Source organism: Rhizobium redzepovicii (genome assembly GCF_019793435.1).
Classification (GTDB): domain Bacteria; phylum Pseudomonadota; class Alphaproteobacteria; order Rhizobiales; family Rhizobiaceae; genus Rhizobium; species Rhizobium redzepovicii.
Genome location: NZ_JAILYH010000041.1, coordinates 1 through 13,665, shown reverse-complemented (window position 1 = coordinate 13,665; position 13,665 = coordinate 1). Strand labels below are relative to the sequence as shown.

Sequence of the window (13,665 nt, the reverse complement as noted above, 5' to 3'; positions counted from 1 at the left end):
TCCCCTGCCCTTGTGAGTTCCACCCGCCTGGTCGAGCGGATGAACAGCGCGCAGCCAAGTTCGCGCTCCAGCGCCTGCACATGATTGCTGAGCGCCGGCTGGGCGATGCGCACCTTGGCGGCCGCCCTGCCGAAATGCAGTTCCTCGGCCACCGCGACGAAGTAGGAGAGCTGGCGTAGTTCCATGGGTTCCACGATCGATGCGAGGGTGGGTAGCGCCGGCATGACCGTTGCTCAATTTTGTAGAGTATACTCCGTAGTGGAATATTCTACAAGAGGTTCTCTCGTTGTCATGGAGATACGCGAGACCTTCGCTCGAAATTTGAGAACTCTTCGACAGGCGAGAAAAATGTCGCAGGAGGAGCTCGCCCATCGTGCCAGCGTTGATCGGACCTACATCAGCTCTCTAGAACGGCGCGTGTACAGCCCAAGTATTGAGGTGCTGGACCGATTAGCTGCCGTGCTGGGTGTTGAACCTGCTGACCTACTTAGAAAGCCAAATAAGGAATAGCGAGCAACCGTGCGGCGACCTAGGTATTCTTAACGGGATCGCTGCCCTAACCTGTTGCGAAAGTTGGCTTTCGCGGCGTAAGCAGATTTATGGAACAAGAGCGCCGGAATGCCAACCTATGCCACTGCCGTCGTCCGCCGCGGGGCACTCGTCTCGCGCAGCTGGAACTGATCGATCAACTGGAGGAGTATCCTCGTCTCGTCTGCGAGTTCCTTCGTCGCTGCGCTGGTTTCTTCGACCATGGCCGCATTCTGCTGCGTCATCTGATCCATCCGGTTGACGGAAGAATTCACTTCGTGGAGCGCGTTGTACTGCTCTCTGCTCGAGCGAGCGATGACGTCCATCTGCTCAGATGCGGTGACCACCTTTGCCGAGATGCTTTCAAGGACTTCGCTCGTCTCGCGGACGACTCGCGCTCCGTTGGTAATCTCTGTCTGCGAACGTCCGATGAGCTGTTTGATCCTTTGGCCGGCCTCCGCGGAGCGTTGAGCCAAATCGCGCACTTCCTGGGCCACGACCGCAAAGCCTTTTCCGGCCTCGCCGGCGCGGGCCGCTTCGATGCCGGCGTTCAGGGCAAGCAGGTTTGTTTGGAACGCGATTTCATCGATGACGCCGATGATTTGAACGATCTCGTCGGATGCCGCTTCAATCTTGCTCATCGCGTCGATGGCGCTTGCAACGACCTGGGACGAGGAATCGGCCACCTGTTTGGTGTCCGTGATGATCTGGTGGGCATCATCGGCGCAGGCCGCAGACGAACGAACCGTGGTGGTGATCTCTTCGATGGCTGCGGCTATCTCTTCGAGTGCGACGGCCTGTTGCTCGGTGCGCTTTGCAAGATCGCTCGCGGCAAGATCCATCTGACCGGCGTTCCCTTCGATCATCCGGGTGTTGGTGCGGATCTGGTCGATCGTTTCCTGCAGCCGGAGGAGCGACGAGTTGAAATCGTTGCGAAGCTGCTCCAATCGACCGAAGAAGGGGGTTGCGATCGTCTGAGAAATGTCGCCCCGTGCCAGACGTCCGAGACCTTCCGCCAGCGCCGTAACCGCGAAGTCTATCTGCTCTTCGACCGTGCGTTTTTCTTCATCACTGCGATGCCGTTCCTCCTCGGCCTTCGATCGCTCGACCTCGCTGCGCTCCTCGATCTGGATCTTGGCGATGGCATTATTCTTGAACACGCCCAGCGCGCGGGCCATATCGCCGATTTCATCGGCTCGGCTGTCACCGACGATAGATGTTTCGAGTTTGCCGTCCGCCAGGCGCCTCATAGCCGAAGTGATCTGATTGATCGGCCCCTTGAGCGTAACGGTCAGCCCGACGCCTGCGAGGATTGCGATTACCACGCCAAGGATCGTCGTTCCCAGAGACATCGAATTGGCGTCCGTGCGTTCGTCAGCCGCATTCTGCCGCTGCATTTCGGCGAAGGCCGTCAGCTGAGACCACATCCGGTCCACGTCGGCCGCGGCCAAACGGAATTCGTCCTGGCGCTGGGCGCTGATGCGAACGAGGTCGGTGGCAGCCTTCTGCATCTTGTCCAGCGCCGGCGGAAGCTTGGCTTTGAGATTATCGAATTGGGTGACACCGCCGGCATTGGAAATCAGCGTGTCCAGACCCTTCCTGACGGCCGTGATTTCCTGCGAAAGCCGCTGGAGATTGGCGTCCGTTGGCGCCAAGGTAAGTTTCGCCATTATGATCTGAATCACGTAAGCCGAGGTCGTGAGTTTCTGGCCGTCTCTCTGGCTGGTTTTGGCGCGCTCGACCGTTTTGGCGGTCTCGGCCGCCTTATCCGTTACCGCCTTCACGCGCCGTGCGGCGACCTCCTGCAATTCGGGCAGCCTGCCGACGATATGGCTCGTCGCATTCCTGAGACCGGCTGCATGCTCCTCGGTCTGGCCGGAGGCTTCGACAAGCGGCTTCAACGAAGCAATGGCATCGTCAATCGCCTTTTTGGCTTCCGGTGCCTCGCCGCCAAGGGCCATTCCCACGATGCGCTGCTGCCGGGCGAGTTCCTCCATATCGGGGCCGCTGATAGGGTCGGCGGCTTGAACCTTGTCGTTTAACGATTGGGCGAAGGAGGCGAAGTCTGAAATGCGCTGTGCATCGCCCAGTGTATTGCGGGCTTCATCTTCCTGCATGTCGGCGGCCCGCTGGAGAACCTTGGAGCCTTCAACGATATCCGTCTGGGACGACACGACGACGCTCTGCGCCTTCTGGAGATCGGTAAGGAGCGCCGACCGAGTTTCCTGAAGCTGCCACAGTGTATCCATGCGAGCCGAAATTCCATCGATGGAAGACAGCGCTTGCTCCAGTTCCTGCTGACCGCTGCGATCCGCGGCGAGCTTGTCGATGCCGGATTTCAGAAGAACGCGCTGATCGGCGAGTTTGCGGGCGACGACATCCCGGTTTTCTTGCGTGGCATTGGCGAGGAACTCGCCCATCGCGGCCGACAAATCCCGAAATCCGCTTAAGGACTGCAGGACGGAATTGGAAATATCCATCCGCCCCTGAAGCAGGCTTGACGCATAAAAACCGGTCGCGCCCACGGCCATGATGCTGAAGACGAACGGAACGATGAATACCATCACCTGCGTCTGGATGCGAACACGTGACAACAGTCTTCCCAACATGACTCCCTCCTCGGCTCACAGCGTCTCGTTTCGGCGCTTGGCGCAGGGGCTGTTGCAGGTCGCCTCCCTTCGAGTGAAAACCCTCCTTCCGCCTGAGGCGGCAGCCACACAGGTTTGCTCGTAACCAGCGGCTGCTCGCCCTCCTTCCTATCGACCTTCAGAAATTCGTAGATCCGTCGGAAGGAAATGGCTTGAAGAAGAACAATCAATCTCGGGTGAAGATACCGGTCCCCTCGAACCGGCTCTGCACATAATCCCTGCCGTACGCATGACGCATCAGTGGAATAAACATTTCATATCCCGCCAATGGTGAAATATTCGTTTCAATATTGGAAGCGAGTGACGTTAAGGAATAATGTCGTTCCCCAGGCCCTCGCCACGGTCAGGACCCATCTGGCAGGTGCACCAATAGCTTGATGAAGCTCCCGGCACCCCCGAGTCAACGCCAGCAATACGAACCGACTTCTCGGAACGTTCGCAGCTCTCGAGCAAGTACGAAACGACAGCAGTCGGATAAGCGTTCTCGTCAAACGCAACATATCTAGTGGCTAGAACGCTGCCCTCGACGTGACGTCAGTTTCGGCGTCGGTAGTTCAACAAAGTTGCATCGACATAGCGAAGCAAAAGAAGGCGGTGACGGCCACACCGATTAGCAGGATTTCCATTCTGCGACCCTTCCTGATGTTTTCAGAAGCGCCAGAGCCGAGCACCGACCCTGGCGTCTCTACGATCGTTTATTAGGCGTTGTTCTTCTTCCACTCTTCGTAGCGCGCCTTGTTTTCCGCATTCGCGGGGTATAGCCCCGGCAACGCCGCACCCTTGTTGACTTCCTGCATAATCCAGCCTTCGAGACGCTCCTGCTCGGTAGCAGCGTCGAGAATGTCGTCGATCATGGCAGCCGGGATGACAACGGCACCGTCGTTGTCGATGACGATAACGTCGTTAGGGAACACGGCTACGCCGCCGCAACCAACGGGCTGGTCCCAGTCAACAAACGTCAGGCCAGCCACGGACGGAGGAGCGGCCGCGCCAGAGCACCAAACAGGAAAGTTCGTACCGAGTACGCCGTCGAGATCGCGTACCACGCCGTCCGTAACGAGCGCCGCCACGTTCCGCTTAGCCATACGCGCGCAGAGGATGTCGCCAAAAATGCCGGCATCCTTGATGCCCATGGCGTCGACAACCGCGATGCATCCTTCCGGCATCGCTTCGATAGCGGCGCGGGTGGACCTCGGGGAAGACCAGGATTCCGGGGTAGCTAGGTCTTCGCGGGCCGGGACAAAGCGAAGAGTGAACGCACGGCCGACGATGCGACCCTGACCCGGCTTGATGGGCATGGCTCCACGCATCCAGACATTGCGCAAGCCCTTCTTTAAGAGGATAGTCGTGAGCGTAGCGGTGGTGACTGTCGCGAGCGTGGATTTGATTTCTGAATCGGTTGCCATTGGCATTACCTCTCGTTTTTTTCGTTATCAAATACTGGCAATCATGCCGCCGTCGATGCGGACGATGCTTCCGGTGATGAAAGAGGCGCGGTCGCTCGCCAGGAAGGCTACCGTGTCTCCGTATTCTTTCGGCTTGCCGTAGCGTCCCACCGGGATGGTCGCGGTGCTTTCGGCAGCAACGTCCTCGACTGAACGTCCTTCCCGCTTCGCCTTTTGCTCATCGAGGAAGGTGATCCGCGGAGTTGCTATGCGGCCTGGCAATACGATATTGGCGGTAATGCCTGCGCCGCCGACTTCCTTAGCCAGCGTCTTTGACCAGCCGACAAGCGTGCTGCGCAACGCATTGGAAAGCCCAAGGTTCGGGATCGGCGACACGACCCCCGAAGATGTAGACGTGATGATGCGCCCCCAGCCCGATGACTTCATTCCGGGGAGAACGCGGTCCGTCAGCGCGATTACCGAGAGGACCATCGACTGGAAGAATTTCGACCACTGCTCAGGTGCCTGACCCGAAACCGGGGTCGGCGGCGGGCCACCCGTGTTGTTGATCAAGATTGACACGTTGCCGAAGCGACTCTCGATGAGAGAGACGTTCTGGTCGATCACGGAGAGATCGCTGATGTCCCACTTGATCGAAAAGGCTTCGCCACCCTTGGAGGTGATCGACGTAGCCGTCTGTTCGGCGGCATCCAGATCGATGTCCGCAACAACGACCTTCGCGCCCTCACCAGCCAACGCTTCGGCGATCGCGCCGCCCAGGCCTCCGCCAGCGCCCAGGACCAGTGCGCACTTACCTGCAATTCCCAAATCCATTGCTCATTCCTCGCTATTTACTTGAGCGACGCGCATGCGTCTGCGATCCTCTCGCAGGCATCACGAAGTCGATCCGTCGATGTCGCAAAGGAAATTCGAAAATACGGCCCGAGGCCAAAAGCCGAACCCGGCACGACGGCAACGCCGACGGACTCCAGGAGGTACGTCGCGAAATCGACGTCGGTCTCAAGCACCTTAGCATTCGGCATCTGCTTGCCGATAACGCCAGCGCACGATGGAAAAAGGTAAAAGGCACCATCGGGCGTCTTGCAGCTCAAACCATCGATGCCGTTGAAAGCGGCGAGGCAGAGATCGCGACGTTCTTGAAAGACCGCATTGCGTTCGGTCAGGAAGTCAAGCGGACCTGTGAGTGCCGCCACAGCGGCGGCTTGCGACACCGAACTCGGGTTTGTCGTGCTTTGGGACTGGATGGTCGCCATGGCCCTGATCAAGTCAACCGGACCGCCTGCGTAGCCGATGCGCCATCCGGTCATCGCGTAAGCCTTTGACACGCCGTTACAGGTCAGCACCCGTTCGCGCAGCCGGGGCTCGACGGCCGCAATCGTCTGGAATTCCCAGCCATCGTAACGGATATGCTCGTACATATCATCGGTCATCACCAGAACCCGATGATGACGAAGCAGAACCTCGGCGATAGCCTTCAGCTCCGCGGCGGAGTAACCCGCTCCTGTCGGGTTGCTGGGCGAATTGAGAACCAGCCATTTTGTGCGCGGCGTGATCGCGCCCTCGAGCGCCTCGGCCGTAAGTTTGAATCCGGATTTTTCGCCGCACGAGACCGTCACCGGAACACCGCCCGTGAGCAACACCATATCGGGATACGATACCCAATACGGGGCCGGAATGATAACCTCGTCACCCTGGTCGAGAGTTGCCGAGAAAGCGTTGAAAATGACCTGCTTGCCTCCCGTGCCGACCGAAATGTTGGCCACCTCATAATCAAGCCCGTTTTCGTTCTTGAACTTGTCGACGATCGCACGCTTGAGAGCTGGTGTACCGTCGACGTCGGTGTATTTCGTTTCGCCGTTGTCGATGGCGTTTTTGGCGGCGATTTTTATATGGTCAGGCGTATCGAAGTCGGGCTCCCCCTGTGAAAGCGGAACGATGTTCTTTCCGTTTCGACGCAGCTCTGCGGCAAGCCTGGTGATTGCGATCGTTGGCGAAGGTTTTACCGTCTTCAGCCTTGCGGAAAGGCTTTCACGGTTGAATTGGAGAGTCATCGTATTCCCCTAGGTCGAAAGATCGAGGAGAGATTGACATTAACTCCGACATTAGAAAATATGTGTTTTCGTGATTTTGAAACACAGGAATTCTTAATTTGGAGACCCGGTTCCTTAAGACGTTCCTCAATGTCGTCGAGCTGACGTCGGTTGCTGCCGCCGCTCGAATGGAGTCGTTGACCCCGTCGGCCGTAGTTCAGCGGATCAGGGCTTTGGAGGCCGATGTCGGGGCGGTGCTGCTTCGACGATCAGGACACTCGACGCGGCCGACCGAGGCGGGGGTAGCGATACTCGAAATGGCCCGCAAGCTGATCGAAGGAACGGAGAGCCTAAAGGCGATCGCCACCCGCAACGAGGAGGTGGGAACGATACGGGTCGGCGTCATTCATTCGATGATCACGGGGCTTCTGCCGGAAATACTGACCGCTATGAAGGAGACACGTCCCGGAATCCTGGTCGAGGTACAACCTGGTCAGTCTGTTGATCTCTATCAGAAAGTGCTGGACGGTACGCTCGACGCGGCAATCCTGGTGGAACCCCCTTTTGCCATATCCAAAGAGCACGTCTGGCGGGAACTTCGGCGCGACCGGTTGATCGTTCTCACGAGTTCGACGGAACAGGAGACGGATGTCCTGACCATCTTGCGGCAGGCTCCGTTCATTCGCTACGATCGCAAGCATTGGGGCGGACGCACCGTCGAAAGCTATCTTCGGCGGGAGAAACTTTCTCTCCTGGATCGCTACGAACTCGACTCCCTGGAGGCCATTGTGGTCCTTGTGGGCCGCGGGCTCGGGGTATCGCTGATCCCGGATTGGCTGCCACCCTGGCCTGAGGGACTTCAGTTACGGAAGATCGCCGTCGACGGGGCTCCGACTCGAAATGTCGGGGTCATCTACAGGCAGCTTTCATCGAAGGACAGGCTGGTCGAGGCCTTTTCGCAGGAAGCCTGCAAGGCCGCAAAGGCGAAAGAGCTCACGTTGCGGCTTTGAGTCGACGGAGTGGGTTCAGGCGACGAGTTTCGTTGCAGAGACCAGGTTGTCGTAGAGGCGTTCGCTTGTCGTGTTGATTTCGCTCATGGCGGAGTATGCCTGCCGGAGGAATTTCTCGTAGGAGCCCTTTCCTTTGTGGGCCTCGAAGAGGTCGATGTAGCCGGGGGTTTGCGTCCACGCCATTAGCGATTGCGCGCCGCACTCCGAATGAAACTGCGTCGACAATGCGTGTTCGCCGACGGCGAGGACCTGTATGGGCGAAACTTCCGAACTGCCGAGAATTTGTGCGCCGGGTGGCGCGTCGGAGACTTCGGCCATATGCCATTGGACGACCTTGTGACGTTCGGAAAGCCCCGCCACCAACGGGTTGGGATTGTGCGGGATATCGATATTGAAGACTCCGTGCTCGCCGACGTCCGAAAGGCCGACCTTCCCACCTAGCGAGTCTGCCAGGAGTTGGTGACCGAGGCAAACGCCGAAGTATGGTTTTGCCCGTTCTGCGACCCATTCCTTGATCGCCTGTTTTTCCATGCGCAGCCATGGATATTTATCCTCTTCCCACACATCCTGCGGCCCCCCAAGCACGAACATGAGATCATGGGACGCAAGGTGGGGAACCTCTTCGCCCGCCCACAGCCGAACCGTGGTTGGCACGAAGCCGTCCCTCGCGAAGGACTCGAGATACTTGCCGGGAGAGTCCCGGTCCACATGCTGAAGGATGAGAACGCTTTTCATGGAAACTGGCGCGGCCTACAGTATCTGCTTCAAAAAGAGCCGGGTGCGCTCGTGCTGCGGATTGTCGAAGAATTCGGCCGGCGAATTCTGCTCGACGATCCGGCCCTGGTCCATGAAGATAACGCGGTGCGCTACCTGGCGGGCAAATCCCATTTCGTGGGTGACGCAGAGCATGGTCATGCCTTCCTCGGCAAGGCCCACCATGGTGTCGAGCACTTCCTTGATCATCTCGGGATCGAGCGCCGAAGTCGGCTCGTCGAACAGCATGATCTTGGGGCTCATGCACAGCGACCGGGCGATCGCCACACGCTGCTGCTGGCCGCCGGAAAGCTGGCCCGGATATTTGTTGGCCTGCTCGGGGATCTTGACGCGCTTGAGGAAGTGCATGGCGACCTCTTCCGCCTGCTTCTTCGGCATCTTGCGGACCCAGACCGGCGCTAATGTGCAGTTTTCGAGGATCGTCAGGTGCGGGAAGAGGTTGAAGTGCTGGAACACCATGCCGACTTCGCGACGCACCTCGTCGATCTTCTTCAGATCGTTGGTGAGCTCGGTGCCGTCGACGATGATCTGGCCCTTCTGATGCTCTTCCAGTCGGTTGATGCAGCGGATCATCGTCGACTTGCCCGAACCCGACGGGCCGGCAATGACGATGCGCTCGCCGCGCATGACCTTCAGGTTGATGTCGCGCAGCACGTGGAAATCGCCGTACCACTTGTTCATGTTGACGATTTCCACTGCGACATCGGATGCGCCGTCGAGCGCCGCTTGTTTTGGTTCCGCCATAGTCACCGCTTGTGCCCCCTGTGCAATCTTCTTTCGGTATACTTCGCATAGCGGGACATGCCGAAGCAGAACACCCAATACATTAGCGCCACCGCGAGATAGCCTGTCGCAGCGGATGTCGGAGTGGCCCATTTCGGATCCCGCAACGTGGTCTGTACGATCCCAAGCAGGTCGAAGACCCCGATGATCAGCACCAGCGTCGTGTCTTTGAAGAGACTGATGAAGTTGCTGACGATGTTCGGGATGGAGATTTTGAGAGCCTGGGGCAGGATTATTTTTATCATCATGGGCCAGTACCGAAGACCAAGGGCGGTTGCCCCCTCGTACTGTCCTCGATCGATCGCCTGGATGCCACCGCGAACAACCTCCGCCATGTAGGCCGACGAGAAAAGCGCTACTCCGATCAGCGCGCGGAGGAGCTTGTCGAACGACATGCCCGGCGGAAGGAAAAGCGGCAGCATCACGCTCGACATGAACAGCACGGTTATCAGTGGAACTCCGCGCACGATTTCGATGAAGCCGACCGAAAGCGTCCTCACGAAAGGCATGCTTGACTGCCTGCCGAGCGCCAACACAATCCCCAACGGCAGCGACGTTATGATCCCAACAACGGCGACGATGAGCGTAACGAGAAGTCCGCCCCACTGGGCAGTGTCTACGGTCGAAAGCCCGAAGTCGTAATCCAATGCCGCCATGCCGGCGAACACCGACGCCGACACCGCAACCAGGGCGAACCCCTGGCCCGAACTCATCTGGCGTCGCATCGCCAACGCCCCAATGGAGATGAGGCTCGCGGCAACCGTCACGCACACCGCGATCAGGCCCGAAACGGAACCGAGCACAGGCATCGTCGAAACTGCTGCCAATACGGCGGAACATAGGCCAGCAGCCAGCGCGATCCCGGTGGCAAGTACACAGAGCCGATTTGTTCTCAGGACTTCTTCTATCCCGGTTGACGCTAATGGCACAGCCACGGTCATCAACAACAGGCAGACTGCGACGGTGATATAGGACCCCGGTCCGAACGCGAGGTTGCCTCCGGAAAGGAGGATCACCACACTCAGCGGGAGGGCCGTCACCAAAAGCAAAGCGTTTACGCGCTTGAACGGCAACGCCGGGACGAGCATGGGTATGCCCACCGCGACGAGGAGCGCGAAACAGACGTTTGCCCGCCAGCGCTGATCGATCGGGTAAAAGCCGTATATCCACTGGCCGATTTTTTCCCTCACCAAAGGCCAGCAAGCACCCGTCGGGCTGGCAAGACAAGCGTTACGATCAACGCCGTCCCAGATGCCCGCGAGGACCGCGAATTTCAGCACGGTCCAGGCAAACCACAGCACAGTCGCTCCGAACAACAGCGTCAAGACGGTCTGGCCAGGTCCTGCGAAGAGATTGAGCCGAAGCCAGCCCCAGATACCGGAAGCGCTGGGCGGAGGCGGCAAACATGGACTGTCTTCGGTTCTGACAAAGGCGGCCATCAGCGTTCCACCAGTTTGGAGTTTGCGTTGAACCAGTTCATCAGCAGCGAGGTTGCGAGGCTCAACGATAGATAGACAACCATCCAGATTGTAACAATTTCAATGGCTTTTCCCGTCTGGTTGAGGATCGTGCCCCCGGTTGCAACGAGGTCCGGATAACCTATGGCGACCGCGAGCGAGGAATTCTTGATAAGACCGAGGTAGGTAGTGCTCAACGGTGGAATGATGATGCGCATTGCCTGTGGGACGACGATAAGCTTCGTCGTCCTGAGGGGGCCAAGCCCGAGTGCGGCGGCCGCCTCCACCTGTCCCCGGTTGACGGCCATGACGCCTGCGCGCACCGCTTCGGCGATGTAGGTCGCCATGTATACCGAGAGAGCGAACAGCAAAGCGATCAGTTCGGGAATGATGGTAATGCCGCCGGAGAAGCTGAATGCCGTTTTCGTCGGCGCCTCCAGTTCGAATGGTCGACCCATGACCAAGACAAGCAGCGCTCCGATGGCGAGAAAGAGGAGGGACAGGCGCAATCCCGTTTTCGTTTTCGCACCCTCGTCCGCGTAAACCAGCCGCGAGATGATCAGGATCGCAACCCACGCCAGGGCGATTGCCGCCAGGAGCCAGATGACAGCGCCTTTGTCGGGTGCTTCCGAAAGCGACGGGATCATCAGCCCGCGGTTGGAGATGTAGGCATAGCCGAAGACAGTCCAAGCCTCACGCGGGGACGGAAGCGTCTGGACAATGACGACCGAGTACCAAACGAACACCTGAAGGAGCAACGGAATATTTCGAAAGAACTCGATGTAGGCAGCCGCCACACGTGACACGATCCAGTTCTTCGAGAGCCCCATGATCCCGACTGCAAAGCCAAGGACGGTCGCCGCGACGATACCAAGAACGGAGACCAAAACCGTATTCGCCAGACCCACCAGCAATGCACGCCCGTAGGTGGAAACGCTTTTGTACGGAATCAGGGTCTGGGAGATCTCGAACCCCGCGGATCTGCCGAGAAACCCGAAGGAGAGCTGTTGGTTCAGCTTTCCCAGGTTCGCGGCGGTATTGGCCGAGATGACACAGACGAAAAGAAACAAGGCCAACCCGAGTGTGATCTGGAAGGCCTGGGCACGGCGCTTGGGATTGCGCCAAAACCCGCCGTCGCTGCCGCGGCTAATCGTTTTTACGGACGTCACTGGATTCACCTGTGCGTAGTGGAAACCTGACAGGCCCGATGCGGCGGCCAGAGAGGGCCGCCGCACTGGCGGTTACCGGATCGGCGGCGCGTACTGCAGCCCGCCGTCCTTCCAGAGCGCGTTCTTCCCACGTGCGATTTTGAGGTCCGACTTGTCGCCCAGGTTCCGGTCAAACATCTCCCCGTAGTTCCCGACGCCCTTCACGATGTGTACAACCCAGTCTTCGTCGACGCCGATACCGCCACCGAAGCCTGCGGCGGTGCCGTCGGCGTTTTTCACGCCGAGCAAGCGCTGAATTTCCGGGTTCGTGGACTTCAGCATCTCGTCCACGTTCGAACTTGTGATGCCGTCTTCTTCAGCGGTCAGGAGGGCGAAGTAGGTCCACTTTACGATGTTGAACCATTGGTCATCACCCTGACGGGTCGCCGGACCGAGCGGCTCCTTCGAAATGATTTCGGGAAGGACAACGTGATCGTCCGGCGCTTTGAGCTGAAGACGCTCGCTGTACAGCACGGACTGGTCGCTCGTCAGCACGTCGCAACGGCCCTCCTCGTACGCCTGGCGCAGTTGGTTGGAGTCGTCGATCGCAACGCTCGTGAACTTCAGGCCTTTGGCATTAAAATAGTCGGAGACGTTCAATTCGGTGGTCGTACCCGTACCAGCGCAAACTGCCGCGCCGTCAAGCTTCAACGCCGAGTCGATTCCAAGGGACTTCTTCACCATGAAGCCTTGCCCGTCGTAGTAAAGCACGCCCGCAAACAACAGGCCCATCGACGTATCGCGGCTCATCGTCCACGTAGAGGTGCGCGAAAGTATGTCGACCTCGCCCGACTGAAGGGCGGTAAAGCGCTCTTTCGCGGAGAGAGGTGTGAACTTGACCTTTTTCGGATCGTTGAATACCGCGGCGGCCACCGCGCGGCAAAAATCGACGTCCATTCCGGTCCAGTTGTTCTGCGCATCCGGCAGCGAGAAACCGGGGCTGCCCTGGCTTACGCCGCACTGGACAAAGCCCTTCTGCTTGACGCTCTCCAGCGTTGTGGCGTTGGCTGGCACCGCGCCCAGCATTGCCGCAAGCGCACCGATCAGTAGTCCGGTATTTCCGATAATCTTCATCTGCTGTTCCCTCCGGTTTTCTATTCGATGTCCAGTCCATACGATTGTGCGAGAACCGCGGGTGTGCGTTCGGCTCGCCAAAAACGGACGACTTCTGACTGTCAAGGAGAGGGCACCGCCTGCTTGAACACCCAACGTCAAAGACCCGTGCCTCTCGAAGGCGCAATGTGACACAGCAGTGAAAAACGATAAACGTATCCTTCCTCGGCTTCGAAAAGCGAGAAAGCTTAACTTCGAGGGATTCTTGCGGGTTCTGACGATCGCGTCGCTGCGCAGGCTCTGCTCGGGGTGGCGTAGCGACTTCAGCGACGCTATTCATCATCAAAATCTCTGCATCGTCCCCGGGGCGACATAGGCGTGTAACTGGTCCGCGTCAAAGAGGATGCTGTCTCCGGCGGACAGTTTCAGAGGTTCGTAATGAATGGTTTGCAACTCGAGATCGCCCGTTGTCGCGCGCCTCGGAATCCTGCTCCGACCACCCAAGCGATCAAAGCCCCAGGAACAGGACCGCGACAGGCAGGAACAACGCTTCCGTCGCCACTCGCCAAGTTGAAATCGCACCAGGTGGCGTGATCGATCCCGGCGGAAGCTCTACGCCGTCCCAGTTCTTTCCCAAGGCTCTAGATGTGGAGCCTCAACAGGTTGTCCTGGGTAAGAGCGAGCCTAGTGATTGGTGGTTTTGAGTTTAGACTTCCGTGAGGCCTGTGCCAATTGTAGCGATGAAGCCATCGTGGCAGTTCGGCGGCG

Annotated in this window: 13 protein-coding genes; 2 read left to right on the top strand and 11 right to left on the bottom strand. The window is 58.6% G+C overall.

The features are described from left to right. Positions 1 to 185, bottom strand: a 185-nt coding sequence (locus K6N12_RS33220) for a LysR family transcriptional regulator (protein WP_222135078.1), incomplete at its 3' end; no start/stop codon positions are given. Positions 186 to 291: 106 nt separating this feature from the next. Here K6N12_RS33220 and K6N12_RS33215 point away from each other — a divergent pair. Next, on the top strand, positions 292 to 510 hold the full coding sequence (locus tag K6N12_RS33215; protein ID WP_097625570.1) for a helix-turn-helix domain-containing protein: 219 nt from the start codon (positions 292 to 294) through the stop codon (positions 508 to 510). Positions 511 to 626: 116 nt separating this feature from the next. On the opposite strand, the gene K6N12_RS33210 is transcribed toward K6N12_RS33215, so the two are convergent. The 4 genes from K6N12_RS33210 to K6N12_RS33195 form a co-directional block, all read right to left on the bottom strand. Then, positions 627 to 3,137, bottom strand: coding sequence for a methyl-accepting chemotaxis protein (locus tag K6N12_RS33210; RefSeq protein WP_222149165.1), 2,511 nt, complete (start codon positions 3,135 to 3,137; stop codon positions 627 to 629). 737 nt (positions 3,138 to 3,874) lie between these two features. Continuing rightward, positions 3,875 to 4,582: a ribonuclease activity regulator RraA gene (locus tag K6N12_RS33205; RefSeq protein WP_222149164.1), complete on the bottom strand. Its 708-nt coding sequence runs from the start codon at positions 4,580 to 4,582 to the stop codon at positions 3,875 to 3,877. A 27-nt stretch (positions 4,583 to 4,609) separates the two neighbouring features. Beyond that, positions 4,610 to 5,395, bottom strand: coding sequence for an SDR family oxidoreductase (locus K6N12_RS33200; RefSeq protein WP_222149163.1), 786 nt, complete (start codon positions 5,393 to 5,395; stop codon positions 4,610 to 4,612). Between the two features lie 17 nt (positions 5,396 to 5,412). Beyond that, positions 5,413 to 6,633, bottom strand: coding sequence for a pyridoxal phosphate-dependent aminotransferase (locus tag K6N12_RS33195; protein ID WP_222149162.1), 1,221 nt, complete (start codon positions 6,631 to 6,633; stop codon positions 5,413 to 5,415). 98 nt (positions 6,634 to 6,731) lie between these two features. Here K6N12_RS33195 and K6N12_RS33190 point away from each other — a divergent pair, with 98 nt between their 5' ends. Then, positions 6,732 to 7,622 (top strand): LysR substrate-binding domain-containing protein, encoded by an 891-nt coding sequence (locus K6N12_RS33190; RefSeq protein ID WP_222149161.1) that lies wholly within the window; start codon positions 6,732 to 6,734, stop codon positions 7,620 to 7,622. 15 nt (positions 7,623 to 7,637) lie between these two features. On the opposite strand, the gene K6N12_RS33185 is transcribed toward K6N12_RS33190, so the two are convergent. From K6N12_RS33185 to K6N12_RS33160, 6 genes are all read right to left on the bottom strand, one after another. Further along, entirely contained in the window at positions 7,638 to 8,276 is a 639-nt protein-coding gene (locus K6N12_RS33185) for a type 1 glutamine amidotransferase (protein WP_222149160.1), read from the bottom strand. 96 nt (positions 8,277 to 8,372) lie between these two features. Next, positions 8,373 to 9,140 (bottom strand): amino acid ABC transporter ATP-binding protein, encoded by a 768-nt coding sequence (locus tag K6N12_RS33180; protein WP_222149159.1) that lies wholly within the window; start codon positions 9,138 to 9,140, stop codon positions 8,373 to 8,375. A gap of 2 nt (positions 9,141 to 9,142) precedes the next feature. After that, positions 9,143 to 10,618, bottom strand: coding sequence for an amino acid ABC transporter permease (locus K6N12_RS33175; protein ID WP_222149158.1), 1,476 nt, complete (start codon positions 10,616 to 10,618; stop codon positions 9,143 to 9,145). Next, positions 10,618 to 11,805: an amino acid ABC transporter permease gene (locus tag K6N12_RS33170; protein WP_239621471.1), complete on the bottom strand. Its 1,188-nt coding sequence runs from the start codon at positions 11,803 to 11,805 to the stop codon at positions 10,618 to 10,620. The genes K6N12_RS33175 and K6N12_RS33170 overlap by 1 nt, the downstream gene beginning before the upstream one ends. A 72-nt stretch (positions 11,806 to 11,877) precedes the next feature. Next, the gene (locus K6N12_RS33165; RefSeq protein WP_222149157.1) at positions 11,878 to 12,918 is read right to left on the bottom strand and encodes an amino acid ABC transporter substrate-binding protein; all 1,041 of its coding nucleotides are present in this window, start codon (positions 12,916 to 12,918) and stop codon (positions 11,878 to 11,880) included. Positions 12,919 to 13,538: 620 nt separating this feature from the next. After that, positions 13,539 to 13,665: integrase core domain-containing protein (locus tag K6N12_RS33160; protein ID WP_343228895.1), on the bottom strand; the 127-nt coding region annotated here is incomplete at its 5' end.